Consider the following 26,754-nt stretch of genomic DNA (forward strand, 5'->3'; position numbering starts at 1 on the left):
TGAAGCAATCGTCTTTTGTATCAAATCAGCACACTTTTCCTGTTTGAGAACTGATTTTTACAGTATGTTGTACGTTGTCTGTTCCTTTAATGACAAACGTGTACGCTTGTTCGCTGAATGAAACAGATTGAACCGTTCCTTTGTGCTGTTGAAGAGCAGCTTGTTTAGCTTGTTCTTGCGTAAACTTTACCGCTTCGACTTTGATTACTTTTCCTGTTTCAGCGTTTATTTTCACATGGTGATCTTTGTTATCTTTTCCGTGAATTAAAAATGTGTATACATCATTTACATATGAACTCGATTGAATCGTTCCACTGCAATTTTTTAATGCAATTGATTGAACCTGTGCTTTTGTAAATGCAGCGCTTTGAATTTGAATCACTTTTCCACTTTGTGCATTGACTCTTACGTGGTGGTCACGGCTATCGTTTCCATGAATTAAGAACGTATACACTCCATCGTTGAAGCCTACCGACTTAACCGTTCCTCCACAGTTTTTCACCGCTACTGCTTGTGCCTCACTTTGAGAAAAAGATAGTTTTTCAACCTTTACCACTTTTCCGCTGTGTGCATTTACTTTCACATGATGGTCTTGATTATCTTTTCCGTGAATTAAAAACGTATAGGCGTTATTTTCAAAAGAAACCGATTGAACCGTTCCTCCGCAGTTCTTTAAGGCAATTGTTTTTGCTTGAGCTTGTGTATATGTGGCCGCTTCGGTATGAGCCGACGCTTTTATTGAAGTAATGTGCTGGCCGTCTGAAGCAAATGCACTTGTCATTGAACCAAGAGCGATAGCTGTTCCAATTGTGGCACCTCCCACGGCTTTTGCTACTACTGCTTTTCCTGCTAATACTTTTCCAATCATGATTATACCTCCGCGTAATTTCCAATGTATTTACAGCACAAGCTAAAGGTTTTAGCAGCGGTCATTTATCAAAATAGCGCCATTGGAGTAACGTTTTTTTCTGCTAAAATACCTTTCACTTTTGCTGTACGAGCCAAAGCGCTTCTTGTCCTCTTTAGCTATGTGTTTATTTTAAGAGCGGAACATGAATTCACTATGAAGCCCAGCTGAATGCTATCTGAACAAATTCTGAAAGATAGCTGAATAACTTCTAGTTAAACTTGTCATCTAAATGTTCAACGTTCTTAACAACAGCTCAACAAATCCAATGCTTCTCTTCATATTTCCTCAACAATCAAATGATTTAATAAATGTATGAATACGATTTGGAGGTTATCAACCATGAAAAAACGAGTATCTCTTGGACTATCTCTCACTCTCTTAGCTTCTAGCGCCGCTTCTGCTTTTGCAGCAGAGCATCATCCAGTTCAACATCCAAAACAAATCAAAAGCGTCGAGTTTCAGCCAATGAAAGCACCTACTACGATTGAGAATATGATTAAAACGTATACAGAGGCCTCTGTAAAAGTAACGTATAAAGATGGAAGTGTGGAAGAAACGCCGCTTAACTATAACCAACTCTTTCTTTCAAAAGATAAAATTGTCGATAATAAAGGAGAATTAATCGCCGCAGGTACACCAATCGATGCAAACGGGGATCCAATTATTGACCGAAGCATTCCTGATCAGCCATCACCGTATGTATCAGACGCGCCGGATTCAAACAGCTTTATTACCATTAACGGTAAGTCTTATATTATTTCACATTATGAATACGAATCTGTTAATAATGCTGGAAAAGAGATTTCCGGTCTTCCTGCTTCCATGACGCTTACACAAGTTGACCGAGATGATAAAACAGGAAAACTAACCGTCAACCATGCTAAAAAAATTGATTTTTCTAATGTAAATGGTTTGTGGACGCCGTGTAATGGCTCTACAACGGATTGGGGTACTCACCTCGGTTCAGAAGAATACGAGCCTGATGCACGCGCTTTTGAAGACCCTGCATCTAGCTCTTATAAAGACGTTACGAACTTCGCTAAGCTTTATTTCGGTGACACGTCAAAAGCAAACCCTTACTACTACGGCTGGATTCCAGAAATTTCAGTGGATGAAAGCGGCGATGCGTCTGTCGTAAAACATTACAGCACAGGCCGTTTTTCACATGAAATGATGCAGGTACTTCCAGATAATAAAACCGCTCTTTTTGGAGACGATGGGTCTAATACCATGATGTTTATGTATGTAGCAGATAAGGAAAAAGACTTCTCAGCAGGAACTCTTTATGCCGCAAAGTTTAAACAAACGAGCACAAAAAATGGAGGGAAAGGCGACCTTCAGTGGATTAAGCTTGGCCATGCAACAGACAATGAAGTGAAAACAATAATCGACAAAGGCACAAAATTCAGTGATATTTTTGAAACAGCCAACCAGCCTACAAAAGGATTTAAAGCAGTCAAAACCGCCGCAAGTAAAAAAGTTGAATATTTAAAAGTAAAGCCTGGCATGGAAAAAGCAGCTGCCTTTTTAGAATCACGCAGATACGGTGCGATTCTAGGTGCCACGTCTGAATTCAACAAGATGGAAGGACTAACGGTTAATAAAAAAGACAAAAAAGCGTATATGGCTATTTCTTACCAAAATAGTGCCATGCTAAAAGAGCCTGGTGCTGTACAAGATGATATCCAGCTTCCAAAATTAGAGTCTGGTGTGACCTACCAGCTGAACTTAGGCTCGCATCAAAAAGACCAAGCAAAAGGCAAGATTAACAGCCGCTACGTTCCTGCAAGTATGGAAGGGCTATTGATTGGACAAGACCTAGAAAAAGCAGATGCATACGGCAATACAGCGGATCCAAATAAAATTGCCAACCCTGATAACCTTACGTATTCAAATGACTTAAATACACTGTTTATCGGAGAAGACAGCTCACTGCACACAAACAACTTTGTATGGGCCTATAATGTAAAAACCAAAAAACTATCACGCATCCTTTCGGTTCCAGTGGGAGCAGAAGCAACGGGACTTCGTGCAGTAGAAAACATTAAAAACTCTCGCTACGTACTAAGCAACTATCAGCACCCGGGCGAGGACATCAGCGACAAAAATATTACCGCTGTTGATAAAGGAGAGTTAGCTAACGCGATGAAAGAAAGCATTGGCATTCAAGAAACAGGTGGTGTCGGATACATTTCTGGACTCCCTTCTAAGGACGGCGCTCCTTACAAAAAGCATTAATACGTAATGAAACCACGTCTGTTGTGAGTGACAGACGTGGTTTTTATATAGTAGAAGTTATTTATAAAACCGCTTATCGCAACCACAATTATGGTGAATACTTTATAATATCCTTAAAGAAAGTGCCTAGCCCCAAACGCGTTAGCATATTTATTGGTAAGTATCCGGTATATCCCTTCAGGCTCCCTTATGCCCCACTAATGCTAGATATAGAATTCGTTTCAATAAGTATTTCCAGCTAAACAAAATGTCTCGTTCCCTTGCACTTTTCGTTCCATACCATTAAAGTATATATTGGTTGAAGTTTATACTAGCATTCAACCTTATAAAAGAAATTACACTTTTTAATTTTGGGAAGATGTTTTCCCTAAAAGAAAGGGTTTAGATATAAGATGAAAGATAATTTTTGGCATGAGTTGCCGCGTCCGTTTTTTATTTTGGCACCGATGGAAGCTGTGACGGATGTCGTTTTTCGCCATGTTGTGACTGAAGCAGCACGACCTGACGTATTTTTTACAGAGTTTACGAATACGGAAAGCTACTGCCATCCGAAAGGAAAAGATAGCGTAAAAGGACGTTTGACGTTTACAGATGATGAACAGCCAATCGTTGCGCACATTTGGGGAGACAAGCCTGAATACTTCCGTCAAATGAGTATCGGCATGGCCGAAATGGGCTTTCGCGGCATTGATATTAATATGGGTTGTCCTGTGCAGAACGTTGCAGGAAACGGAAAAGGTTCTGGTCTGATTCGACGTCCAGATACTGCGGCTGAGATTATCCAGGCAGCCAAAGCTGGAGGGCTTCCAGTAAGCGTAAAGACTCGTCTTGGCTATACGCAAGTTGATGAGTGGTACGAATGGCTGAAGCACATTCTAGAACAGGATATCGTGAACCTTTCTATTCACCTTCGTACGAAAAAAGAAATGAGCGATGTTGACGCGCACTGGGAGTTAATTCCGGAGATTAAGAAGCTTCGTGACGAAATTGCGCCTCATACGCTACTAACAATTAACGGTGATATTCCTGACCGCCAGAAAGGTCTTGAACTTGCGGAGAAGTACGGCGTTGATGGAATTATGATTGGACGCGGAATTTTCCATAATCCGTTTGCGTTTGAAAAAGAAAAGAAAGAGCACACAAGCGAAGAGCTCTTAGAACTTCTTCGCCTGCAGTTAGACCTTCATGACAAGTATTCTGAAGAGCTAGAGCCGCGCCCTTTTAAACCGCTTCGACGCTTTTTCAAAATTTACGTTCGCGGATTCCGCGGTGCAAGTGAATTAAGAAATCTGCTCATGAGCACGGAAACGACTGATGAAGTGCGTGCATTGCTTGATGAGTTTAAAGACAGAGCTGGAGTGAAAGAAGACGAAGGTTTTTCTGTTTCTTAAATAAGAGCTCGTTTGCTTAAACTCAATTGTTCTATTTTATAGACGTTTGCTATTTATCCACATATGATAAAAGCTGAGGCAGAAGGTTTTACATTTCCTTCTGCCTCAGCTTTTGATGAAAAAATATCCACACGTTCTATTTATGATAAGGTTCATTTCGAATAATACGAAAAGCTCGGTAAATTTGTTCTACTAATACTAGGCGCATAAGCTGATGAGGAAAGGTCATTTTTGAAAAAGAAAGAGCTGCGTTTGAACGTTTCATTACTTCGCTGCTTAAGCCAAGCGATCCGCCAATGACAAACGCTACTTTACTTTTTCCGTAAGTAGCTAATGAATCGATTTCTTTTGCCAGTTCCTCGGAAGATTTTTGTTTTCCGTTGATAGCTAATGCGATCACGTGAGTATCATCTGAGATTTTCGCTAAGATGCGCTCTCCTTCTTTTTGTTTCACCTGTTCCATTTCAGATTCACTTAAGTTTTCGGGCGCTTTTTCATCTGCAAGCTCAATAATTTCTACTTTTGCATAGCTTGATAAACGCTTTAAATATTCTTCAATGCCTTGTTTTAAGTATTTTTCTTTTAACTTCCCAATGGTTATAATAGAGATATTCACAGGCTATTCTCCTCTCCTTTATCCCTTATCCACAGATATTATCCACATATCCACATGCTATATCCACATTTTGTATAAGAATATTAGTTCCCTACTACATATATAGCTTCATTGTCACAATATTCGCAGCTTTTTTTGTCAGTTGAATTTTCTATTTTTTCAAAAACCGGTGCTAGCTCAATCTCATCTACCATTACATCCAGCGCTAGTTCCGTGTGTTCTAAACAGCAATATATCTTCATGTATTTATCTTCCTTTCTCTATTCTTTTCATTAAAAAACCACAGGAGTTTATCCCCTGTGGATAACTTTTCTTTTACTTCATTTGACGAGTTAATTTTACTTCTGTGGATTTCTTTTTGCCATCACGATAGAACGTTACATTCATTTTATCGCCAATTTCTTTTTCAATGTAGAGGTGTTTGCGAAGTGTCGCAATATCCCTTACTTTGCTGTGATCTAGCTCAACAATCACATCATATTCCTTCAACCCAGCTTTAGCGGCTGGCGAACCTGGCTCGACTTTTAGAACAGCGACTCCGTTTACTACATCATGCGGTAACTTAAGGGTTTCTTTTAAATGATACCCTGATACCTCACTTAATGATAGTGTACTAACTCCAAGATACGGACGTCTAACTTCACCATATCGTTCTAAGTCATTAATAATGGGCCTAGCCATGTTAATTGGTATTGCAAGACCAATGCCTTCAACTGCTTCTTGGGCAATTTTCATGGAATTAATGCCTATTAATTCACCATCAATATTAACAAGAGCACCCCCGCTATTGCCAGGGTTAATTGCGGCATCTGTTTGAATGACTTCTGATTGCCAATCAGGATTTCCATCGCCATTCAAATCTTGAGGAATGACACGGTTAACTCCTGAGACAACTCCTTGTGTAACGGATCCAGAAAATTGAAGGCCTAGCGGGTTTCCGATAGCAATCACTGGTTCACCAGCTTTAAGCTTATCAGAATTTCCGAAGGTAGCCACTTTTGTCACGTGACCTGCATCAATTTCAAGAACTGCTAAGTCCATTAAATCATCGCTGCCAAGAATTTTAGCTGATACCCTTGTACCGTTACTGAAGCTCACTTCAATTTCGTTAGCGCCTTTAATGACATGATAGTTTGTCACAATATAAGCTTTATTGCCTTGCTTTTTGTAAATAACACCTGAGCCTGTCCCGGCATCAGTTCGTTCATCATTCCAAAAGCTTTCAGAGTTCTGAATGTTTACAACTCCTACAACTGCTGCATTGGCTTCGGAAACAGCTTTTGTGACGGCCGTAGTGACGTCAAGAGATACTGACTTTTGTATCGTAGACCCTATTTGTTCATCTCCGTTTTCATCATTCATCCATCCGTATGGCAAAATCCCGTTCCTCACCAAGGCTGGCATAAGAAGCAGTACAATAAGTGCACCTATAATAGCTCCAATCAGAGCAGAAGCGAAATATCCTCTGCGGCGTTTAGGCGGCCGACTATTCGGCTCTTGGCCTTCATCATAATGTTCCACACTATCACCGAACCCTTCATTTATCATCGTGAATGTCTGCATTCACGTACTAAATGAAGTTATTTTTCGCTTCCTTTCTAGAGACTATACATAAACAATATCAGTTGGTCTTTTTGGATCAGTATCACATAGGAGAATATTGTCCTCTACATTGATGTCTTTTTGTTGTAACACTTGTGCAACCGACATGCGGGCAATTTCCTTCATGTTATTGTCTTGACTCAAATGCGCCAAGTAAATGCGTTTGGTTTGATCTCCAATTACATCTGCCATTGCAAGCGCCGCGTCTTCATTTGATACATGTCCTACGTCGCTTAAAATTCGTCTTTTAATGCTCCAAGGGTAGCGCCCCATTCTCAGCATTTCAACATCATGATTGCTTTCAAATACGTACATATCACTATTTTTAATCGTACCTTTCATGCGGTCACTTACATAGCCGGTATCCGTAATAAGGGTCAATTTTTTAGACCCTTGATGAAAGACATAAAACATAGGCTCTGCGGCATCATGCGAAACGCCAAAAGACTCCACTTCCAATTGACCAAACGATTTCGTTTGGCCAATTTCAAAGTGAAACTTCTGTTCCGTATCAATGTTGCCGATCAAGCCGTCCATTGCGTTCCACGTTTTTTCATTTGCGAAAATAGGGAGCTTATATTTACGTGCCAGAACACCTAGTCCTTTAATATGGTCACTATGTTCGTGAGTCACTAAAATTCCTGATAAATCCGGGATATTGCGATTTACTTGTTGAAAGAGAGCTTCCATTTGTTTTCCGCTCAGCCCCGCATCAACTAGTAAGGAATGTTCTCCATCACTTACTAAAATCGCATTTCCTGTGCTCCCACTCGCTAGCACGCTGAAATGCAGGCTCATTTATCTCACTCCAAATACTTATTTATTTCCTTTTTTAATAATCTGCCCTTCAAAGGCATTTACAAAATAACTCGTATCTCCATTTACAACAATGTGCCAAGTTGGTGCTAAAACTTGAGAATTTAGTAGCGGCAGATCAAACGTATAGTACCCAAACTCTACGTTTGTTACAGAATCTTTCTTTTTCAATTCACCCTTCAAAAACAAATTTTCTAATGCTTTTAAAGGCGTTAAAACATCCTGCTCATCATCTAACGTTTTCACAGAACCTAGCATTGTTTGTTCATACGAAATAATTTCACCTTTATCATTTAAATGAGCAATGATCATGCCATTTTCATTATCAAAGATTTTATGCTTCTTATATTGTTGAAAGAATGTAACTGTTTTTTTCTCTTTGTTAACATTCCATAGCTCATAATCCTTACCTGAGATAACATACCGTTTTAGAAATTGACTTAGCTTTGCTTCGGGACTTTTTTCAGATACTGAAAAAGGTTTGTCTAGTACGCTTCGAATTGTTTTTTCCTCAAGCAGCGCTGCTTTTTGCTCTTTCAGCTTTTTTAAATCTTCATCTTTAAACAGCTTACTTTTAGCATTTAACGACGAAGCTTCCTTCACATCTACAGGTAAATGTTTATATTCAATGCCTTCACTCGTCAATTGTTCTTCCACGCTCGACTCTACAAATAGAGAGTACTGATCTTCTTGATGAGTTTTAAAAATCTGATAGCCTAAGTAAATATTAAGAATCAAGAAAGTGAAAATAAAGATGGTTTTTGTTCTATTCCAATCCATCGTTATCGCCTCCTTCGGTCGGCGGTGCAATTCGATACCATTTGCTATTATAATAATAGAACCAAGAAGGAACGAGTTTGACAGAATTAGAATTAAACTCAACCGTCTTTTCGCCGGTTTTCGGCTGCTGTGACACTTCTTCTAGCTGATAGCCTATTGAAATATCTTTTAACAGATTCGGGTCAAAGTTTTGATGTTTTTCAATTAATTGAATCACCTTTTGAGATGACTGCAGCTTTTCTACACTCGAGTCCTGTACTCTTACAAAACGATAAAGAGGACGACGGTAATTTAAAATCTCCGCATTTCCCCATCTTTGATATATTTCAGTCATTCCCTGATTGCTGTACACTGGATAGTTATCTTTATAATAACGATAGCTAATTTCTTTTGTAATGCGATTCCAGCTGTTGAACCTGTAATTAGATTCTGTCCAGCCGCCGTGGTCATTAACGAAGCTAAAGCTGCGATTTATTAAATTATAATCTTCCATTACCTCGGTCGTGGAATTTACAAGATTCACATATTCCATCACATCTGTCTTCGTATTGACATTGATCACTTTTGTACCTTCAGTGTAGACATCTCGGTTTGTAGACGTTTCTTTCCGTGCATAGTCTGGGTTGTTAAAAAGCGCTTCTTTATATTTTTCAATATCTAAATGCCTCATGCTCGTATAGTAGACTTCACTATTCATCGTAATATTATTTTCCGGAAGGAAGATATACCGATTTTTGTTTTCTTTATATACAAGGCTCGGGGCATACGTACGCTTCATTTTATCTTCTAATTCTTTGATATCATCTTTGGCCAAATTCTTGACTGTAACCGAATAAATCTTTTTTTGCTCATAATTCACAAGATACACGCTCACGAAAAAGGAAGGTGTACGCTTAATTTTAATGAGTACACGGTCAAATGTTTGATTAGGCAAAGACGTTTGAGAAAATGAAAAAAGCTGTTGAAATGTTTTCAAAGGTAGCGCGTCTGGATACAGCACTTCAATAGAATTACTTCCATGGACATAATTTAAAAATCCATCAGGAGAAATAGCATCCGAAACGTCCGTCACATTCGAAAATTTCCACTTTTTCATTTCATTTACCCATTTGTTTACATCATCTTCATCGTGAGACATGTAGTGATTATCGTTTCGATGATAGAGAACTTCTGTTGGAAGAATATGATCTTCTATTTTACTTTTTGAACTCACTTCAACTTCTTGCAAATGTTGATTTTTTGAAATGACCTTATAAGAAGGCTGATACGTCCATATATGATACGTCATAATTAAACTGGAAGCGACGAGAACAACTAAGATGGCCGTTTTGATATGTTCATATCTCATTCCCATTCGTCATCATTCTCACTTTCAATCGGAAGAGTAAAGTAAATCGTTGTTCCTTTTCCTTCCTGACTATCTGCCCAAATGCGTCCATCATGTGCTTCAATAATTTCCTTGGCAATAGCAAGCCCTAATCCTGTTCCGCCTAATTTACGCGTTCGTGCTTTATCTACACGATAGAAGCGTTCGAAAATTTTAGCTAAATTTGATTTTGGAATTCCCATACCTTGGTCTTTAATGCTCACAACAATTTCATGCGTATGCTGAGCAATTGAAAATGTAATGGTTCCGCCTTCAGGTGAATATTTTATTGCATTGGAAATAATGTTATCTAATACTTGTGTAATTTTATCTTGATCGATAGCGACATAGATTGCTTCATTTGGCAAGTCGCGCACGAACGAAATACCTTGTTCAATCGTCATTTCAAAGCGATCAATGATGTAATGATAGAACTTTACAAAATTGATTGGGTCACGACTAAATCGGTAGTCTTGACTATCTAGCTTAGATAATTGAAGCAAGTCGTTAACGAGACGAATCATTCGCTCTGTCTCCGTTTGCGTTACATTTAAAAATGTTGGAGCTAAGTCCTTATCTTGCCAAGCACCGTCTGCAAGCGCATCTAAATAACTGCGCATCGTTGTTAACGGCGTACGCAATTCATGTGAAACATTCGCTACAAATTCTCGGCGATCTTGATCAATTTTCTCCTGCTCTGTAATATCATGCAGGACAATGATAATCCCGTTAATAAAACCGGTCTCTTTTTGAATAGCAGAAATGGTAGCTCTTAAAATAAAAGGATCCGATTTTGTACTAAAGTCCAAAATTAATGACTCTTGATTAGCGAGCAAGCTTTCAAACGTATGCGTTTCTTCAAGATCTAATAGGGAAACAACTGGGTCAGACAAAACCGTTTCACGTGAAACATTTAGCATAGCTGCGGCTGGATCATTAATTAAAATTACTCTTCCTTTTCGATCCGTCGCAATAACGCCGTCCGTCATATGAGCTAATACCGAACTAAGCTTACGGCGCTCCCCTTCTGTCGTTGCCTGTGCTTCCTGAAGCTTTCTTGTTAAGTTGTTGAATGTGAGAGCTAGCTGACCAATTTCATCATATCCGTATACCTTAGCTTTTCTCGTAAAATTCCCTTTGGCCATCTCAAGTGCTTGTTTTCTCATTTCAGACATTGGACGAGTAATCGTCTGAGCTAAAAACACGCCTAAAATAGCTGTAATAAAAAGAGCGATCACCGTACCTGCTTTAAAGATCTGATTGATATTACTCATTTGATCGTAAACAGGCTCCATGGAAGCTGTTAAGTAAATAGCGCCTAAGATTTCTTCGCTAGACTGAACTTTTCCATTTTTATTAGTTGAATTTGATTGACTGGCACCTACTTTATCCTGTAAACGAATAGGCTGTATCATAACTCTGATTCGTTGCCCGCTTTGATCAACAAATACATTATCAGAGTTCGTTCCTGCTAACAACGCATTTGTAATCGCTAAATCATTAGTCTTTTTACCTATGATCTGTTGAGGATTTGAGTTCGATGTAGCAATGATTCTTCTATTTTGGTCAATGACTCTTACTTCAGAGATGTCATTCATATCATTTGAAGCTAAATTGGGTCTTGAAGCAAAATCTCGTAAAATAGTCTTTAAGTCTTCCTCAAGAGTGGGTGAATCATCATCACGATTTTTCACCATTTCTTGTCCAATGTTATACGTCAGCAAGTCTGTCCGCTCTTGAAGAGACGTTCGAAAGTTGTTAACTAATTCTTTTTCTAATTGTCGAGCAAAATAGACCCCAATAATTTGCATCGCAATTAAAATAAGCAGCACATAAATCAATACAAACTTTAAATGAATAGATTGCAGGAGCCTTACTTTCTTCATCTAAAATTACTCCTGCTCTGGGCTGCGTAAATAATAGCCTACTCCACGTCTTGTTACAATCCACATTGGATGGCTTGGATTATCTTCAATTTTTTCACGTAATCTTCGAACTGTTACATCTACCGTACGCACATCACCAAAATAGTCATAACCCCATACAGTTTGAAGCAAGTGTTCACGCGTCATGACTTGTCCAATGTGCTTCGCTAAATAATGCAGCAGCTCAAATTCACGATGAGTCAGTTCAATCGTTTCTCCGCGCTTAGACACAATATAAGCATCTGGATGAATAACAAGTGCTCCAATCGTAATTTCATTCGTTTCACTTTCTTCTGTTGGAACAGCTACCTGCTGATGTCTACGTAAATTAGCTTTTACACGTGCTAATAATTCACGCGTACTGAACGGCTTAGTTACATAATCATCTGCACCTAATTCTAGACCTAAAACCTTGTCAATTTCAGAGTCTTTTGCTGTTAACATGATAATGGGCATATCATATTTTTTGCGCACTTCTCGGCAAACTTCCATTCCATCTTTCTGAGGAAGCATAATATCTAATAAAATCATTTCAGGCTGTACTTCTTCCACTTTTTCAAGTGCTTCTACGCCATCATAAGCACAAAATACTTCGTAACCTTCTTTTTGCAAATTAAACTTTAAAATATCTGCAATCGGCTTTTCGTCATCTACGACTAAAATACGTTTATCCATGATCATCGTTCTCCTTTATTAGTTGAAGCAAAATATAAAAGATAGTATTCATACTGTTTGAATACCGTAGTTTTATTATACTTGATAACCCTTGAAACGTCACAAGTTCATCCTCTACTATACATGAAGATATATGATTTTCAACCATCTCTAAATACAAAAGTAATATATTACCATAAAAGAGATGCAAAGCAAATAACGTTTTCTTTTAAATGTAAATAAAAGAAAAAAGCATGACTTTAAATAAAGTCATGCTTTTTGATGGCTCGGGACGGAATCGAACCGCCGACACAAGGATTTTCAGTCCTTTGCTCTACCAACTGAGCTACCGAGCCAAAATGGCGGTCCCGACGGGAATCGAACCCGCGATCTCCTGCGTGACAGGCAGGCATGTTAACCGCTACACCACGGGACCTCAGTCTATATGCTATGTATTAAAAATATTAAAAATGACCCGTACGGGATTCGAACCCGTGTTACCGCCGTGAAAGGGCGGTGTCTTAACCGCTTGACCAACGGGCCACGTTGTAACAAAAGTGAGCCATGAAGGACTCGAACCTTCGACCCTCTGATTAAAAGTCAGATGCTCTACCAACTGAGCTAATGGCTCATGTTATATCTCTTAGCGACGCTTATTATAATAACATGATATTTCATATGAATGCAATAGTTTTTTTAAAACTTTCTTTTTATTATTGAGCTTTTTTAAAAATCTTGTTAAAAAAGCACCAATTATAAATAAAAAAGGTTAGCTCACGAAGAGCTAACTCTTTTTATTTAGCTATATACACCACGTAATACATTTGTTTGTGTACGATCTGGACCTACAGAGAAAATAGATAAAGGAATACCTGTTAATTGAGACACGCGCTCTAAGTAGTGGCGAGCGTTATCAGGTAACTCATCTAATGTTTTCACACCCGTAATATCTTCTGTCCAACCTGGAAGCTCTTCATATACAGGTTCGCATTCTGCAAGTGTTTTTAAGCTAGCAGGGAATTCTTCCATAACTTCCCCTTTATAACGGTAAGCTACACAAATCTTTAATGTCTCAATTCCCGTTAATACATCAATTGAGTTTAAAGATAAGTCTGTGATTCCGCTAACGCGGCGAGCATGACGTACAACTACACTGTCAAACCAACCTACACGGCGAGGACGACCAGTTGTTGTACCATATTCACGTCCTACTTCACGGATTTGATCACCGATTTCGTTTGTTAATTCAGTTGGGAAAGGACCGTCACCAACACGAGTTGTATACGCTTTTGATACACCTACAACGTGTTTGATTTTAGATGGACCTACACCAGAACCAATTGTTACTCCACCCGCTACTGGGTTTGAAGATGTAACAAATGGATATGTTCCTTGGTCGATATCTAACATAACACCTTGTGCGCCTTCAAATAGTACACGACGTCCTTCGTCTAACGCATCATTTAATACTACTGATGTATCAACAACATATTTTGCAACTTGTTGACCATACTCATAGTACTCATCTAAAATTTCTTCTAATGTAAAGCCTTCTACTTCATACATTTTTTCAAGAAGGCGATTCTTTTCAGCTAAGTTTTGTGTTAATTTTGCTTCAAATACTTCACGGTCTAGTAAATCGGCAATTCGAATACCAACACGTGCTGCTTTATCCATATAAGCTGGTCCAATACCTTTTTTCGTTGTACCAATCTTATTTTCACCTTTACGTTCTTCTTCAACTTCATCTAATTTTAAATGATATGGAAGAATCACATGAGCTCGGTTACTAATACGTAAGTTTTCTGTTGTTACACCGCGATCATGTAAGTATTTTAATTCTTGAACAAGTGCTTTTGGATCAACAACCATACCGTTTCCAATTACACACGTTTTGTCATTATAAAAAATACCTGAAGGAATTAAATGTAACTTATAAGTTTCACCATTAAACTTAATTGTGTGACCTGCATTGTTCCCACCTTGGTAACGTGCAATCACTTCTGCATTTTCTGATAGGAAGTCTGTAATCTTCCCTTTTCCTTCATCTCCCCATTGTGTTCCTACTACAACGACTGAAGACATATCTTAAGCACCTCCGCTTAGTAAGCAACAGCTCACTACGACATAATTTAACCATGGATAAGTGTATCAATTTATCACACTAAAGTCAATTAAATCCGAACGATTTAACAAAAGTTATTACAAATATATCGTATTTTGCGGAACGAATGCGATAACAATAAAATAAAACCTCTCATATTGAGAGGTTTTATGCACCAGGCGGCACTCCTGCGTCATCAAAGCGCCGCTCGAGATTAACGAATTTATTGTATTCTTTTACAAAGGCAAGCTGTACGGTTCCAACTGGACCGTTACGCTGCTTGGCTATAATAATCTCGATAATATTTTGATTTTCTGTGTCTTTTTCATAATAGTCTTCACGATATAAGAAAGCTACGATATCGGCATCCTGCTCAATACTTCCGGATTCACGGATATCAGACATCATCGGTCGCTTATCTTGTCTCTGCTCTACGCCACGGGAAAGCTGTGATAAGGCGATAACAGGAACTTCTAATTCACGGGCTAAAGCTTTTAACGCACGCGAAATTTCAGATACTTCCTGCTGTCGGTTTTCTCCGCTTCGTCCATTACCTTGAATAAGCTGTAAGTAGTCAATTAAAATCATCCCAAGTCCGCCTTCTTGTTTCAAGCGACGACACTTAGAACGAATTTCACCTACTCGAATACCCGGTGTATCATCAATATAAATCCCTGCATTGGACAAAGATCCCATTGCCATCGTGAGCTTTCCCCAGTCATCGGCTGTAAGCGAGCCTGTACGCAGCCTTTGTGCATCAATATTTCCTTCGGCACACAGCATCCTCATAACAAGCTGCTGAGCACCCATCTCTAAACTGAAGATTGCTACGTTCTCATCCGTTTTCGTTGCAACGTTTTGCGCAATATTTAAGGCAAAAGCCGTTTTACCTACCGATGGACGCGCCGCTACAATGATTAAATCATTTCGCTGGAACCCTGCTGTCATTCTATCTAAATCACTAAACCCAGTTGGGATACCTGTAATGTCACCTTTTCGATTGTGAAGAACTTCGATATCATCGTACGTTTGTACAAGTACATCTTTGATATTTTGAAACACACCGCTGTTTTTACGCTGTGCTACTTCTAAAATGTTTTTTTCCGCTTCATTTAATAAAACTTCCACTTCGTCTTCCCTTGCATATCCTTCTGAAGCAATATGCGTTGCAGTACGAATTAGACGGCGTAAAATCGACTTCTCTTCTACAATTTTACCGTAATATTCTACGTTTGCAGCCGTTGGAACAGAGTTAGCTAAATCACTTAAATACGATACGCCGCCAACTTCTTCTAGGATTTTTTGGTCAGCTAATTCAGACGTTACCGTTACCAAATCAACCGGTTCACCTTGGTCAGAAAGTTTCAGCATACATGTAAAGATTTTCTGGTGCGATGCCCGATAAAAATCTTCAGGTATCAGCAGTTCAGATGCTAAGGTTAAAGAAGAAGGCTCTAAGAAAATGGCCCCTAATAGCGCTTGCTCTGCTTCAATATTCTGAGGCGGAAGACGATCAGCAAAAAGATCACTCATATTTCTATGCCCCTCTTATATTCTTTCAGTATTTTCTTTCATCATAAATGTTGGCGCGAACAAATACAAGTCCGCGCCAACCCTTTATATTATTTACTTATTTCTCAATCGTACGTTTATTTTTGTTCAGTCACGTGTACCTTTACAGTAGCCGTTACTTCCGGATGTAATTTAACCGGTACATTTGTGTAGCCTAATGCGCGAATGGCATCATTTAATTCAATTTTACGCTTATCTACTTTAATTTTGTGTTTTTTCTTTAATTCTTCAGCAATTTGTTTGCTTGTGATAGAACCGAATAAACGGCCACCTTCACCAGATTTTGCTGTTAATTCAACTGTCAGTTCTTCAAGAGTTGCTTTTAACTCTTTGTTTGCTTGAAGTTCTGCAGCTGCATCTTTTTGCTCTCTATTTTTTTGTGCTTCTAATACTTTCACATTACCGCCTGTAGCTTCAACAGCATAACCATTTTTTAATAAGAAGTTATGTGCATAACCATCTGAAACATTTTTCACTTCACCTTTTTTGCCTTTTCCTTTTACATCTTTTAAGAAAATTACTTTCATGATTTTTTACCTCCATCTAAGTACTCATCAATTGCTTGTTTAAGCCTTTCTTCAGCTTCATCCAAACTAATGTCTTGAAGCTGAGTAGCAGCATTCGTTAAGTGGCCTCCGCCTTGGAGACTTTCCATAATAACTTGTACATTGATATCTCCAAGCGATCTAGCACTAATGCCAATTAGATTATCCCGTCGCTTAGAAATAACAAACGAAGCAACCACTCCGCTGATTGAAAGCAGCGTATCTGCAGCTTGCGCGATTAACACTTGATCATACATTTTGTTCGGTTCAGCGCGTGAAATGGCAATACCCGCTGTATAAATCTCTGCATGTTCAATGAAGCGTGCTCGCTGTACATATTGCGTAATATCTTCTTTTAAAAACTTTTGAACAAGAACCGTATCTGCGCCTTGAGAACGTAAAAAGGACGCTGCATCAAACGTACGAGATCCCGTGCGTAATGTAAAGCTTTTTGTATCGACAATAATACCGGCTAAAAGTGCTGTTGCTTCTAGCATATCAATTTTAAATCGTTTTGGCTGGTATTCAAGAAGCTCAGTAACGAGTTCTGCTGTCGAGGAAGCATATGGCTCCATATAGACAAGAAGAGGGTCTTCGATAAAGTCTTCTCCTCGTCTATGATGATCAATGACCACGACATTTTCAATACGATTTAATAACCTTTCTTCAATAACGAGCGACGGCTTATGCGTATCTACTACTACTAAAAGAGTATCATCACTCACAAGATTTAAGGCTTCTTCAGGCGTAATAAATCGTTCCCACAGGCCTTCTTTCTTTTTAATCTCTTCTAGCATTCGCTGAACACCTGTATCAATATGATCAGGATCTAATACGATAAAACCGTCTTTCTGATTTACTTGCGCTACTTTTAATATCCCAATAGCAGCTCCTACAGCATCCATATCCGGATACTTATGACCCATGATAATCACTTTTCCACTCTCTGTAATGAGCTCTTTTAACGCGTGAGAAATAACTCTGGCACGCACGCGCGTCCGTTTTTCCATTGGATTAGTCTTGCCGCCAAAGAATTTCACTTTTCCATTCGGCTGTTTAATCGCTACTTGATCTCCACCTCGGCCTAAGGCCAAATCCAAGCTAGATTGAGCTAAAGCACCCAGCTCAGGTAAATCAGCAGCACCAGCTCCGATACCAATGCTCAATGTAAGCGGTATATTTTGTTTAGACGTCTCTTCTCGAACTTGGTCTAAGATAGAAAATTTGCTTCGCTCTAAATGAATTAAGATTTGTTCATTCATAATCGCAATAAATTTCTCAGAAGACGTACGTTTAATAAAAATACCGTATTCTTGAGCCCAACTATTTAACATAGAAGTTACTTGGCTATTCAAGTTACTTTTAACTTGATCATCCATTCCTTGCGTTAGTTCATCATAATTATCTAAAAAGATAATGCCTAAACTTGTTCGTTCTTCCTCATACAATTTTTCGATTTCTATTTGCTCTGTAATATCAAAGAAGTACAGTAAGCGCTCGTCTCGTTTAATCACCACTTTGAATTTCCGATCATGCAACGTGACAACTTCTGTTTCCACTTCTTGTTTGATCAGTGGAATAATACTCTCTGCCACATCGTATAATGATCTTCCCACTAGTGTGTCTTCACCCAGACAAGATGCTAGAAAAGGATTGGTCCATTCAATTTGATATTCATCATTAAATAGCATAATCCCAATCGGCATTTCCATTAATGCCTCTTCGCCTACTTTTTTCAACCGATGAGACAGCATTGAAATATAGGTTTCAAACTCATCGGACAGCATTCGCTCCATTCTCATGTATAGAAAAAGACAGGCTAATAGTAATATAAAGCCTATCATTCCTATGATCCAATTATGATAGGTCACGATACCTACTAAAATCAGGGCTATACTATACAATGAGTAAAATGGATAGCGAATGACGTTCTTTTTTGTAAAGACAGGCATCCATTTCAGCTCCTACTTTTTTAAGTTCCACAATATCTACTTTTTTGTGTCTAATTGTTTTCTTAAATTAAATCCTAAATCAATTATACCTAAGATGCGCACAATTTGAAGGATAATTGGAATAATTAATGCTAAAATTGTTACAACAATTGGAATTGCTTTGGCATACCCTTTTTGATGTGAGAAATAGAAAATAAAAGAGATCCCTTGTAACACGACTAGCATTTGCAGTCCCATCACGATGTTGATAATAGCTACGTACATAAATGTACCTTGTTCAATATTAAAAGATGGGAAAGATAAGATTAATGCAATCAAATAATACCATAGAATACTTTTAGGAAGTTTAAATTCACGAAAAGGCGGGAATGCTTGCACCTCATAACCTGTTCTTTTAAGAATAGGCGTAGCAATAAGCTGAGAGAAAAAGGCTAGAATAACTCCACCCATAACAATTAATAGAGGCAGCAGATTTTTAAACATATCAAATGCATCTCTCATTTGGTCAATTTGAGATTCCTTAACGTCTTGTCCTAAACTTTTCATCATTTCAATACTTTGATTAATCGATTGATCTAAAGCATTATTTATTTGCTCCATTAAATTAACATTAAAAATGACATTTGCTCCTACGAACAATAAAAGTAAACCTAAACTAAATGCAACCGTGCCGCCTAGTAAAATGGTATACCTTTTTTGTTTTTGTCGGTAAAGCATTCCTATTGCTAATCCACCAATACCAAATACAAGTGTAAAAGGAAGAGTCAATACATTTCCAAATAACAAAGTCAATAACAACCCTACTACTAAAAATAATATTGCCTTTTTCCACCCATGACGAACGGTATACACAATAAATGGAACAGCTAGCGCTAGTTGAAAAATGGTTCCCACAACAGGTATGTATAGTGAAAAAAGCAACAGCGCTACAAACAGCGCTAAAAGAGCTGCTCCTTCTGTAATATATCGAATTCCTTTCACAACTTCACCTCGTTGATATAGACTATTATTTATTTTATCGATTCAGTTCATAAGAAGCAACTATTTGACAAAAGAGCACCTAATGTAATGTAAAAAGAGGCAGTAAGGGAATCCTTACTGCCTCTTTTTATACCGTTCATTATTCACCAGAAACATATGGTAATAATGCCATTTGACGAGCGCGTTTGATAGCGATCGTTAATTTACGTTGGTATTTAGCGCTTGTTCCAGTTACACGACGAGGTAAAATTTTACCACGCTCTGAAACGAATTTTTTAAGCATATCTACATCTTTGTAATCGATGTGAGTGATGCCGTTTGCTGTGAAGAAACAAACTTTACGACGTCTGTTGCGTCCACCTTTACGTCCACCTGCCATTTTGATACGCCTCCTTCCGCTTAAAAGTTTCTATAAAATTTTATACTCCGGATAATCTACTGCGAATTAAAACGGTAAATCGTCATCAGAAATGTCAATTGTCTCGCCATTATTTGCAAATGGATCATCATCAACGCGAGTATAACCTTGATTACCTGAGTTACGGTTCTGATTATCTCCAAATGGAGAGCCTTGTCCAGATCCTCCAGTGTTAGCAAAGTTACTGCGTTGCGTATCCCCACCGCCACTTTTCGGCTCTAAAAATTGCACACTTTCCGCTACAACTTCCGTTACGTATACACGACGACCGTCTTGTCCTTCGTAACTGCGAGATTGTAGTCGACCATCAACACCAGCTAAACTTCCTTTTTTAAGGAAATTGGCTGCATTTTCAGCCTGACGACGCCATACAACACAGTTGATGAAGTCAGCTTCACGTTCACCTTGCTGATTTGTAAATGTGCGGTTTACCGCTAAAGTGAATGTTGCAACCGCTGCTCCACTCGGGGTATAACGTAATTCAGGATCTTTGGTTAAGCGTCCTACGAGAATTACGCGATTCATCATCAGAACCACTCCTTAAGGAAATAAAACCCATTTATTTAAACGTTTAATTATGCTTCTTGTTTAACAACGATATGACGGATAATGTCTTCGTTGATTTTCGCAAGACGATCAAATTCAGAAACTGCTTCTGAAGTAGCCGCCACGTCAAGAATCATGTAGTAACCGTCACGGAAATCATTGATTTCGTATGCTAAACGACGTTTACCCCATTCTTTAACATTTGCGATTTCAGCACCATTATCAGTTAATACGCCGTTGAAGCGCTCAACTAATGCTTTCTTTGCTTCGTCATCAATGCTTGGACGGATGATGTACATTACTTCATACTTTCTCATCACTGTCACCTCCTTTTGGTCTAACGGCCCGAAACGGGCAAGGAGCAATAAAATATTACTCACGAATTAAAATTATAGCACACTACCCTAGGCAAAGCAATATGCATTGCGGGCTGTTTCGTAAATATACGCTAATATTTTCGCCAACGATAAAAGCCGAAAGAAGATATCTCCTTTCGGCTTTTAATTTTATACGTTAAAGCGGAAATGCATAACGTCTCCGTCTTTTACGATGTATTCTTTTCCTTCTAAACGTACTTTTCCAGCTTCACGAGCTGCTCCCATTGTTTTAGCAGCTAATAAATCCTCGTATGACACCGTTTCTGCACGAATAAATCCACGTTCAAAATCTGTATGAATAATACCTGCACACTCAGGAGCTTTCATACCTTGTGTAAACGTCCACGCGCGTACTTCTTGCTCACCAGCTGTAAAGTACGTAGCTAATCCAAGTAAATCGTACGCTGCACGTACAAGCTGATCTAGACCTGACTGTTCAATGCCTAGTTCTTCAAGGAACATTGCTTTTTCTTCTCCTTCAAGTTCAGCAATTTCAGATTCAATGCGTGCGCAAACAACAATTACTTCTGCACCTTCGCTTGCCGCATACTCACGCACTTTTGCTACATATTCGTTAGCAGATGCATCGGCTACTTCATCTTCAGCAACGTTTGCTACATAAAGAATAGGCTTAATCGTTAGCAAGTGAAATTGTTTTACTAATTTCATTTGTTCTTCTGTAAATGATACAGCACGAGCTGGCTGATCACTTTCAAATGCATTCTTTAGTTTCTCTAGAATTTCGTATTCATACATTGCTTCTTTGTCTTTTTGTTTAGCCATTTTTTGAACACGGCCAATACGTTTCTCTACCGTTTCTAAATCTGCTAAAATCAACTCTAAATTAATTGTTTCAATATCTGAGATAGGATCTACTTTTCCTGAAACGTGCGTGATGTTTTCATCTTCAAAACAACGCACAACGTGACAAATCGCATCTACTTCTCGAATATGAGATAAGAATTTATTTCCCAATCCTTCACCTTTACTAGCACCTTTTACGATTCCAGCGATATCTGTGAATTCAAATGCTGTTGGGATTGTTTTTTTAGGTTTTACAAGCTCTGTAAGTTTTTGAAGACGATGATCAGGTACTTCTACGATACCTACGTTAGGATCAATCGTACAGAAAGGGTAGTTCGCAGATTCTGCGCCCGCTTGTGTAATTGCATTAAATAATGTTGATTTTCCGACGTTAGGAAGACCAACAATTCCAGCTGTTAAAGCCATATATTTATTCACTCCTCTTTATATATCCGAAACAAGTTAACCTGTCACAATTATAGTGAGTCAACTTTTGAAATACAAGTTTGATAAAGAACCTTTAACCGCATGGGGTTAAGGTGCCTCATTTTGTCCCACCTTACAGTATAAGGCATAAACATAGAAAATGCATGAGGTTATTCCTCATGCTTTACAAGAATTTTTTTCATTTTACGTGCAAAATCACGTCTTGGAATCATTACGCTATGGCCGCAGCCTTCACATTTAATACGGATATCCATTCCCATTCGAATGATTTTCCATTCATTTGTACCGCAAGGATGAGGTTTTTTCATTTCCACAACGTCATTTAAACCAAATTCTTTTTCCGTCATCAGCTCTCTCCTCCTTATGTCCCTTTCAACGTCGACGAATGCTGTGCTTCTTCTGTACGATTATACATAACCATACGTGGAAATGGAACTTCAATTCCATGTTCATTTAGCCTTGTACGCACTTCTTTACGAATCATACGAGAAATATGGAAATGTCTCATTGGTTTTACTTCGCTTGTAATCCTCATTGTAACTTCAGTTGCATGGATATTTTGAACCCCCAGCAGTTCAGGCGTTTTCACCATATCTTCATAGCGACTTGGCAATTCTTCTAACAGGTCTAAAATCACTTGTTCTGCTTTTTGTATGTTTTCTTCATAAGAAATGCTTACATCAACGAAAGCTACGCTGTTATGTAACGAAAAATTAGTGACCTCCACAATACTGCCATTCGGTAAAATATTAATTTCGCCTGTCCAACTCTTAATCTTCGTGGTGCGAAACCCAATTTCTTCCACAGTTCCCTCGAATGTTCCTACTCGAACATAATCCCCAACGGAGAACTGATCTTCAAAGATAATAAAAAATCCCGTGATAATGTCTTTCACTAAGTTTTGAGCACCAAACCCTACTGCGAGCCCTACGATTCCAGCCCCCGCTAGCAATCCACGGACATCTACCGATAATGTTTCTAAAATCATAACTCCCGCAACGAAATAAATGGCATAAGAAAAAATATTTTGAAGCAAACGGACCATCGTAGCTTCTCGTCGCTCAGAAATACGCAGAGGGCTATTTGTGCGAACCTCTACAAATTTATTTAACGCTTTCTTTCCAATCCGAATTAAAAACATGGAAATAAGTAGAATCAACAGAATTTTTATAAATCCCTCTCCAATATGTGCCCACGTTTCTTCTTGAAAAAATGGCTCAAACACGTTCTTAAAAACCGACTTCAACGAATTCATACTACATGTAGCTCCTAACGTAACATAATCTGCATATGAGAAAGTTTTAACCTATTGTAGCAAGTTTCTACGAACTTTTGTAGCGATTTCGAAATGGATACAACAGAACGGCTGTTACTAGAAATAAATTGACGATTCCATACATTGGATACAAAACGGCAATCAAAGTAGAAAACCCTACCTTTGCAAAGGGAATCATTAAAAGTAGCCAGCAGGCTGCCAGTTTCCAAAGAGATTGCACCTTTTCAGTATGAAAACGCGCGGTCAATCCTAAAATTCCCGAAACGGCTGTCGTATAAATTGCGATAAGCAAAACAATGCTCATTAAAAACGTCATCATATAAGGAAAATCTTTAAGAATAGCGAATAATGGAATTTCATAAGAGGAAAGAAGCCCTGAAACTTGAATAAGTGATTCATTATAAATAAAGGAGAGACCTCCTAATAAAAAACCACTGCCAACACTTGCAATATAAATCTCTTTTTTGCTTTTAATTTCCTTTCCAATTGTAGATAATACCGCGACGAGAGGAAGAATATTCAAAGCCGTAAAGGTAAAAGCAGCAGGCCAATTATGCTGAAGATGCCAATTAGTTACTCCAGGATGACGTAAAACAAATGTAAGAAGTACGCCAGCTAGTCCAATCATTAAGATTGGCATAACGAAAGAATTGATAGAAAGCAGTCCACTTAATCCTCTTGAAAAAACAAAGACAATCAACGCACTAAGAGCACCAATTCCCCACCAGTAAGGAACATGCCACATTTCCAATGTCGCCCCGCCGCCTGCGATCATAATCACCGTCGTCGTAAACAAATAAAAAACGATTAAAACGTCGTAGGCTGCAGCCCATTTCTTTCCTATTAATTCAATTAGTACTGGGTAAAATTGATTGGTTCGATAGCGATAGCCGATTTGCATAATCACATTGCAAGAAATCGCAAAAATAATAGAAAATAGAAAAATAGCAAGTCCGCTTTCTTCGCCAAAAAACTGCCATAGCTCTCTCCCTGAAGCATATCCAGCGCCTATCATGGTTCCCATAATTAAGAATATCCATTTACATCCTGCTCTCCACATCGATTTTCCCCCAATCTATGAAATATATGTATAGAATCTTCAAAATCTTCGTATACTGTTACTATTATGTATAAGGAGTGGACCCTATGAATTTAAAATCTCCCTTCTTTGAGAAGACACAACATTCAACCCGCGTATTTCATGATGAAGAATCTGCTATAAAGAAGCTGAGTACACAGTTACTATCTTTACTTCCAGCACAGAAAGACAGACCAATTGTTTTTGTATGTATTGGAACGGACCGTTCAACTGGGGACTCATTGGGTCCATTAGTCGGAACGAAACTGAATGAAAAAAAGGTTTCATCTTTTCATATTTTTGGAACGTTAGAAGAGCCTGTTCATGCTGTTAATTTGAAAGAAACGTTAAAACATATTCAAAAGCTTTTCCCGAATCCTTTTATTATTGGAATTGATGCTTGTTTAGGTCGTATGAAAAGCGTAGGCTCTGCATCACTTGGAATAGGACCCGTTAAACCAGGAGCAGGAGTTAATAAAGAATTGCCGCCAGTCGGGGATATTCATATAACAGGGGTTGTCAACGTGAGCGGATTTATGGAGTTTTTCGTCTTGCAAAATACGAGGCTTCATCTTGTTATGTGCATTGCCGATTTAATTGCGAAAAGCATTGAGACTGTACACAACGAACGAGAGAAAGAGTTTAATGCTTCTCCGGTTTACCAAACTGTAAGACACTATAAACAATAAAAAAGGTTGTCCTAAAACTAGGACAACCTTTTTTATACAGAAGATTTATTGGTCTGAGAAAGATCATTAAATAATTCAAGAAGACGGTTTAAATCTTCTTTAGAGAAAAATTCGATTTCAATTTTTCCTTTTTTCTTGCTTTGTGTAATATGAACGGAGGTACCAAAGCGCTCACGGAGCTGTGTTTCACTTTGTTTTATGAATAAATCTTTATCTTTTTTGGTTTTTGATGTTTCACGTGGAACGGCTTTATTTAAGTGAGCAATATAAGCCTCTAGCTGTCTGACATTTAATTGTTCCTTGCGTATTTTTTCAACTACTTTAGGTAGAAGAGCTTTATTTTTTAAACCGACTAGCGTACGCCCGTGTCCCATAGACAATTCATTAGTAGAAATGAGGGTTTGAATTTCCTCAGGCAGTTGCAAGAGGCGAACATAGTTAGCAATATGAGGTCGGCTTTTTCCTAGTCGTGTAGCAAGTTGCTCCTGTGTCATATCGAGCTTATCCATAAGCAATTGATAAGCGGTTGCTTCTTCAATTGGCGTCAAATCTTCACGCTGTAAATTCTCCAACAAAGCTAGTTCCATCATTTGCTTTTCTGAAAAGTCTTTTATAATGACAGGAACAGTAGCAAGGTCAGCTTCTTTAGCAGCTCTAAATCGTCTTTCACCCGCTAAGATTTCATAGCCTTTAATGCTTTTGCGAGCTACAATAGGCTGTAAGATGCCATGATGTAAAATGGATTGCTTTAACTCATTAATTGCTTCTTTATTAAACGTTTTACGTGGTTGATAGGGGTTGGGTCTAAGTTCGTGAATAGCAACTTCCTGAATTGAATCATCAGCCTGTGCATCTAAGCCTGAAAATAAGGCATTAATTCCTTTCCCTAATCCTTTCGCCATTATAAATCACTTCCTTTGCAAGTTCCGTATAAACTGCGGCCCCTCTAGATCTTGCATCATATAAGATAATTGGTTCACCATGACTAGGTGCTTCGCTCAAACGAACATTTCGAGGAATAATCGTTTGATAAACCCGATCCTGAAAGTACTTCTTCACTTCTGCTGTTACCTGGAGTCCCAAATTTGTGCGTGCGTCAAGCATAGTAAGCAATACACCTTCGATACGCAGTTGATTATTCAAATGTTTTTGGACTAATCTAACGGTATTTAGCAATTGACTTAATCCTTCAAGCGCGTAATATTCACACTGTACAGGTATTAAAACAGAATCAGCTGCAGTTAACGCATTTAATGTCAGTAAACCAAGAGAAGGGGGACAATCAATAATAACATAATCAAAGTGATCTTTCACCGTTTCTAAAGCTCTCTTAAGTCGAACTTCACGTGAAATAGTCGACACTAATTCAATTTCTGCACCAGCTAATTGAATGGTCGCGGGAATGATTGATAAATTTTCGACGGCTGTTGAACGCACAACGTTTTTGGCTTCCATATCTTCCACTACTACATTGTAAATACATTCATCTACATCTGCTTTATCTATGCCAACTCCACTCGTAGCGTTACCCTGTGGATCTCCGTCTACAAGTAGAACCTTTTTTCCTTGTTCAGCTAAACAAGCGCCTAAATTAACAGCGGTTGTTGTTTTTCCAACCCCGCCTTTTTGATTCGCAACTGCCACAATTTTCCCCATGTTGTCACCTA

Annotated in this window: 26 protein-coding genes and 4 tRNA genes; 3 read left to right on the forward strand and 27 right to left on the reverse strand. The window is 38.5% G+C overall.

Annotation, left to right across the window (positions count from 1 at the left end):
* Positions 1 to 25: 25 nt before the first annotated feature.
* Positions 26 to 868, reverse strand: a complete 843-nt coding sequence (locus LJY09_RS26035; RefSeq protein ID WP_028411926.1) for a PepSY domain-containing protein — start codon at positions 866 to 868, stop codon at positions 26 to 28.
* A gap of 381 nt (positions 869 to 1,249) precedes the next feature.
* On the opposite strand from LJY09_RS26035, the gene LJY09_RS26040 reads away from it, so the two are divergent.
* A complete protein-coding gene (locus LJY09_RS26040; RefSeq protein WP_028411925.1) occupies positions 1,250 to 3,148 on the forward strand; it encodes a PhoX family protein in 1,899 nt (632 codons plus the stop codon).
* A 392-nt stretch (positions 3,149 to 3,540) separates the two neighbouring features.
* On the forward strand, positions 3,541 to 4,539 hold the full coding sequence (locus LJY09_RS26045; RefSeq protein ID WP_028411924.1) for a tRNA dihydrouridine synthase: 999 nt from the start codon (positions 3,541 to 3,543) through the stop codon (positions 4,537 to 4,539).
* 136 nt (positions 4,540 to 4,675) lie between these two features.
* On the opposite strand, the gene rlmH is transcribed toward LJY09_RS26045, so the two are convergent.
* The 24 genes from rlmH to LJY09_RS26165 all read right to left on the reverse strand — a co-directional run bounded on the left by rlmH (position 4,676) and on the right by LJY09_RS26165 (position 24,380).
* The gene (rlmH, locus tag LJY09_RS26050; protein ID WP_028411923.1) at positions 4,676 to 5,155 is read right to left on the reverse strand and encodes a 23S rRNA (pseudouridine(1915)-N(3))-methyltransferase RlmH; all 480 of its coding nucleotides are present in this window, start codon (positions 5,153 to 5,155) and stop codon (positions 4,676 to 4,678) included.
* Between the two features lie 83 nt (positions 5,156 to 5,238).
* Positions 5,239 to 5,397, reverse strand: a complete 159-nt coding sequence (locus LJY09_RS26055) for a CxxH/CxxC protein (RefSeq protein WP_016765983.1) — start codon at positions 5,395 to 5,397, stop codon at positions 5,239 to 5,241.
* A gap of 73 nt (positions 5,398 to 5,470) precedes the next feature.
* Positions 5,471 to 6,703, reverse strand: a complete 1,233-nt coding sequence (locus LJY09_RS26060; protein WP_154974085.1) for a S1C family serine protease — start codon at positions 6,701 to 6,703, stop codon at positions 5,471 to 5,473.
* Positions 6,704 to 6,760: 57 nt separating this feature from the next.
* The gene (locus tag LJY09_RS26065; protein ID WP_014457688.1) at positions 6,761 to 7,555 is read right to left on the reverse strand and encodes an MBL fold metallo-hydrolase; all 795 of its coding nucleotides are present in this window, start codon (positions 7,553 to 7,555) and stop codon (positions 6,761 to 6,763) included.
* 18 nt (positions 7,556 to 7,573) lie between these two features.
* Complete coding sequence (locus LJY09_RS26070) at positions 7,574 to 8,353, reverse strand: two-component system regulatory protein YycI (RefSeq protein ID WP_028411921.1); 780 nt, start codon at positions 8,351 to 8,353, stop codon at positions 7,574 to 7,576.
* Positions 8,340 to 9,707, reverse strand: a complete 1,368-nt coding sequence (locus LJY09_RS26075) for a YycH family regulatory protein (RefSeq protein WP_028411920.1) — start codon at positions 9,705 to 9,707, stop codon at positions 8,340 to 8,342. Before LJY09_RS26075 ends, LJY09_RS26070 begins: the two co-directional genes overlap by 14 nt.
* Entirely contained in the window at positions 9,698 to 11,605 is a 1,908-nt protein-coding gene (gene walK / locus LJY09_RS26080) for a cell wall metabolism sensor histidine kinase WalK (protein ID WP_014457685.1), read from the reverse strand. The genes LJY09_RS26075 and walK overlap by 10 nt, the downstream gene beginning before the upstream one ends.
* A gap of 6 nt (positions 11,606 to 11,611) precedes the next feature.
* Entirely contained in the window at positions 11,612 to 12,319 is a 708-nt protein-coding gene (gene yycF, locus LJY09_RS26085; RefSeq protein WP_013085552.1) for a response regulator YycF, read from the reverse strand.
* A 262-nt stretch (positions 12,320 to 12,581) separates the two neighbouring features.
* Positions 12,582 to 12,654: transfer RNA gene (locus LJY09_RS26090), tRNA-Phe, on the reverse strand.
* Between the two features lie 4 nt (positions 12,655 to 12,658).
* A tRNA-Asp gene (locus LJY09_RS26095) sits at positions 12,659 to 12,734 on the reverse strand.
* A gap of 35 nt (positions 12,735 to 12,769) precedes the next feature.
* A tRNA-Glu gene (locus LJY09_RS26100) sits at positions 12,770 to 12,841 on the reverse strand.
* Between the two features lie 15 nt (positions 12,842 to 12,856).
* Positions 12,857 to 12,929, reverse strand: a tRNA-Lys gene (locus LJY09_RS26105).
* A gap of 167 nt (positions 12,930 to 13,096) precedes the next feature.
* Positions 13,097 to 14,383 (reverse strand): adenylosuccinate synthase, encoded by a 1,287-nt coding sequence (locus tag LJY09_RS26110; protein WP_013085553.1) that lies wholly within the window; start codon positions 14,381 to 14,383, stop codon positions 13,097 to 13,099.
* Positions 14,384 to 14,570: 187 nt separating this feature from the next.
* Positions 14,571 to 15,935 carry a replicative DNA helicase gene (gene dnaB, locus LJY09_RS26115; protein WP_013059909.1) on the reverse strand — a complete coding sequence of 455 codons (1,365 nt, stop codon included), beginning with the start codon at positions 15,933 to 15,935 and terminating at the stop codon, positions 14,571 to 14,573.
* A gap of 116 nt (positions 15,936 to 16,051) precedes the next feature.
* Positions 16,052 to 16,501 (reverse strand): 50S ribosomal protein L9, encoded by a 450-nt coding sequence (gene rplI / locus LJY09_RS26120; RefSeq protein WP_013059910.1) that lies wholly within the window; start codon positions 16,499 to 16,501, stop codon positions 16,052 to 16,054.
* Positions 16,498 to 18,471: a DHH family phosphoesterase gene (locus LJY09_RS26125; protein WP_025752414.1), complete on the reverse strand. Its 1,974-nt coding sequence runs from the start codon at positions 18,469 to 18,471 to the stop codon at positions 16,498 to 16,500. Before LJY09_RS26125 ends, rplI begins: the two co-directional genes overlap by 4 nt.
* Before the next feature lie 36 nt (positions 18,472 to 18,507).
* The gene (locus LJY09_RS26130; RefSeq protein WP_033580875.1) at positions 18,508 to 19,452 is read right to left on the reverse strand and encodes a YybS family protein; all 945 of its coding nucleotides are present in this window, start codon (positions 19,450 to 19,452) and stop codon (positions 18,508 to 18,510) included.
* 139 nt (positions 19,453 to 19,591) lie between these two features.
* Positions 19,592 to 19,831, reverse strand: a complete 240-nt coding sequence (gene rpsR / locus LJY09_RS26135; protein WP_013059913.1) for a 30S ribosomal protein S18 — start codon at positions 19,829 to 19,831, stop codon at positions 19,592 to 19,594.
* A gap of 66 nt (positions 19,832 to 19,897) precedes the next feature.
* A complete protein-coding gene (gene ssb, locus LJY09_RS26140) occupies positions 19,898 to 20,398 on the reverse strand; it encodes a single-stranded DNA-binding protein (RefSeq protein WP_013059914.1) in 501 nt (166 codons plus the stop codon).
* A 47-nt stretch (positions 20,399 to 20,445) separates the two neighbouring features.
* The gene (rpsF, locus tag LJY09_RS26145) at positions 20,446 to 20,733 is read right to left on the reverse strand and encodes a 30S ribosomal protein S6 (RefSeq protein ID WP_013059915.1); all 288 of its coding nucleotides are present in this window, start codon (positions 20,731 to 20,733) and stop codon (positions 20,446 to 20,448) included.
* A 189-nt stretch (positions 20,734 to 20,922) separates the two neighbouring features.
* Positions 20,923 to 22,023 carry a redox-regulated ATPase YchF gene (gene ychF / locus LJY09_RS26150; protein ID WP_028411917.1) on the reverse strand — a complete coding sequence of 367 codons (1,101 nt, stop codon included), beginning with the start codon at positions 22,021 to 22,023 and terminating at the stop codon, positions 20,923 to 20,925.
* A gap of 170 nt (positions 22,024 to 22,193) precedes the next feature.
* On the reverse strand, positions 22,194 to 22,391 hold the full coding sequence (locus LJY09_RS26155; protein WP_013059917.1) for a DUF951 domain-containing protein: 198 nt from the start codon (positions 22,389 to 22,391) through the stop codon (positions 22,194 to 22,196).
* A 14-nt stretch (positions 22,392 to 22,405) separates the two neighbouring features.
* Positions 22,406 to 23,299 carry a mechanosensitive ion channel family protein gene (locus LJY09_RS26160; RefSeq protein WP_228307465.1) on the reverse strand — a complete coding sequence of 298 codons (894 nt, stop codon included), beginning with the start codon at positions 23,297 to 23,299 and terminating at the stop codon, positions 22,406 to 22,408.
* A gap of 67 nt (positions 23,300 to 23,366) precedes the next feature.
* A complete protein-coding gene (locus LJY09_RS26165) occupies positions 23,367 to 24,380 on the reverse strand; it encodes a YkvI family membrane protein (protein ID WP_155010611.1) in 1,014 nt (337 codons plus the stop codon).
* Positions 24,381 to 24,466: 86 nt separating this feature from the next.
* Between LJY09_RS26165 and yyaC the strand changes: the two genes are divergently transcribed.
* Positions 24,467 to 25,087: a spore protease YyaC gene (gene yyaC, locus LJY09_RS26170; RefSeq protein ID WP_028411915.1), complete on the forward strand. Its 621-nt coding sequence runs from the start codon at positions 24,467 to 24,469 to the stop codon at positions 25,085 to 25,087.
* A gap of 32 nt (positions 25,088 to 25,119) precedes the next feature.
* On the opposite strand, the gene LJY09_RS26175 is transcribed toward yyaC, so the two are convergent.
* Both LJY09_RS26175 and LJY09_RS26180 read right to left on the reverse strand, forming a co-directional pair.
* The gene (locus LJY09_RS26175; RefSeq protein WP_013059921.1) at positions 25,120 to 25,989 is read right to left on the reverse strand and encodes a ParB/RepB/Spo0J family partition protein; all 870 of its coding nucleotides are present in this window, start codon (positions 25,987 to 25,989) and stop codon (positions 25,120 to 25,122) included.
* Entirely contained in the window at positions 25,961 to 26,743 is a 783-nt protein-coding gene (locus tag LJY09_RS26180) for a ParA family protein (protein WP_013059922.1), read from the reverse strand. The genes LJY09_RS26175 and LJY09_RS26180 overlap by 29 nt, the downstream gene beginning before the upstream one ends.
* Positions 26,744 to 26,754: the final 11 nt, after the last annotated feature.

The sequence above is a fragment of the Priestia sp. J2 genome (assembly GCF_020790095.1).
Classification (GTDB): Bacteria; Bacillota; Bacilli; order Bacillales; family Bacillaceae_H; genus Priestia; species Priestia zanthoxyli.

Bases quoted from the DNA above. Each gene is read 5' to 3' on its own strand.
- yycF (WP_013085552.1), bottom strand. From the start codon at position 12,319: ATGGATAAACGTATTTTAGTCGTAGATGACGAAAAGCCGATTGCAGAT.
- LJY09_RS26160 (WP_228307465.1), bottom strand. From the start codon at position 23,299: ATGAATTCGTTGAAGTCGGTTTTTAAGAACGTGTTTGAGCCATTTTTT.
- LJY09_RS26040 (WP_028411925.1), top strand. From the start codon at position 1,250: ATGAAAAAACGAGTATCTCTTGGACTATCTCTCACTCTCTTAGCTTCT.
- ychF (WP_028411917.1), bottom strand. From the start codon at position 22,023: ATGGCTTTAACAGCTGGAATTGTTGGTCTTCCTAACGTCGGAAAATCA.
- LJY09_RS26035 (WP_028411926.1), bottom strand. From the start codon at position 868: ATGATTGGAAAAGTATTAGCAGGAAAAGCAGTAGTAGCAAAAGCCGTG.
- LJY09_RS26045 (WP_028411924.1), top strand. From the start codon at position 3,541: ATGAAAGATAATTTTTGGCATGAGTTGCCGCGTCCGTTTTTTATTTTG.
- LJY09_RS26165 (WP_155010611.1), bottom strand. From the start codon at position 24,380: ATGTGGAGAGCAGGATGTAAATGGATATTCTTAATTATGGGAACCATG.
- dnaB (WP_013059909.1), bottom strand. From the start codon at position 15,935: ATGAGTGATCTTTTTGCTGATCGTCTTCCGCCTCAGAATATTGAAGCA.
- LJY09_RS26125 (WP_025752414.1), bottom strand. From the start codon at position 18,471: ATGCCTGTCTTTACAAAAAAGAACGTCATTCGCTATCCATTTTACTCA.
- walK (WP_014457685.1), bottom strand. From the start codon at position 11,605: ATGAAGAAAGTAAGGCTCCTGCAATCTATTCATTTAAAGTTTGTATTG.
- LJY09_RS26055 (WP_016765983.1), bottom strand. From the start codon at position 5,397: ATGAAGATATATTGCTGTTTAGAACACACGGAACTAGCGCTGGATGTA.
- LJY09_RS26180 (WP_013059922.1), bottom strand. From the start codon at position 26,743: ATGGGGAAAATTGTGGCAGTTGCGAATCAAAAAGGCGGGGTTGGAAAA.
- rpsF (WP_013059915.1), bottom strand. From the start codon at position 20,733: ATGAGAAAGTATGAAGTAATGTACATCATCCGTCCAAGCATTGATGAC.
- rplI (WP_013059910.1), bottom strand. From the start codon at position 16,501: ATGAAAGTAATTTTCTTAAAAGATGTAAAAGGAAAAGGCAAAAAAGGT.
- ssb (WP_013059914.1), bottom strand. From the start codon at position 20,398: ATGATGAATCGCGTAATTCTCGTAGGACGCTTAACCAAAGATCCTGAA.
- LJY09_RS26075 (WP_028411920.1), bottom strand. From the start codon at position 9,707: ATGGGAATGAGATATGAACATATCAAAACGGCCATCTTAGTTGTTCTC.
- LJY09_RS26175 (WP_013059921.1), bottom strand. From the start codon at position 25,989: ATGGCGAAAGGATTAGGGAAAGGAATTAATGCCTTATTTTCAGGCTTA.
- LJY09_RS26110 (WP_013085553.1), bottom strand. From the start codon at position 14,383: ATGTCTTCAGTCGTTGTAGTAGGAACACAATGGGGAGATGAAGGAAAA.
- LJY09_RS26060 (WP_154974085.1), bottom strand. From the start codon at position 6,703: ATGATAAATGAAGGGTTCGGTGATAGTGTGGAACATTATGATGAAGGC.
- rpsR (WP_013059913.1), bottom strand. From the start codon at position 19,831: ATGGCAGGTGGACGTAAAGGTGGACGCAACAGACGTCGTAAAGTTTGT.
- LJY09_RS26155 (WP_013059917.1), bottom strand. From the start codon at position 22,391: ATGACGGAAAAAGAATTTGGTTTAAATGACGTTGTGGAAATGAAAAAA.
- yyaC (WP_028411915.1), top strand. From the start codon at position 24,467: ATGAATTTAAAATCTCCCTTCTTTGAGAAGACACAACATTCAACCCGC.
- LJY09_RS26070 (WP_028411921.1), bottom strand. From the start codon at position 8,353: ATGGATTGGAATAGAACAAAAACCATCTTTATTTTCACTTTCTTGATT.
- LJY09_RS26065 (WP_014457688.1), bottom strand. From the start codon at position 7,555: ATGAGCCTGCATTTCAGCGTGCTAGCGAGTGGGAGCACAGGAAATGCG.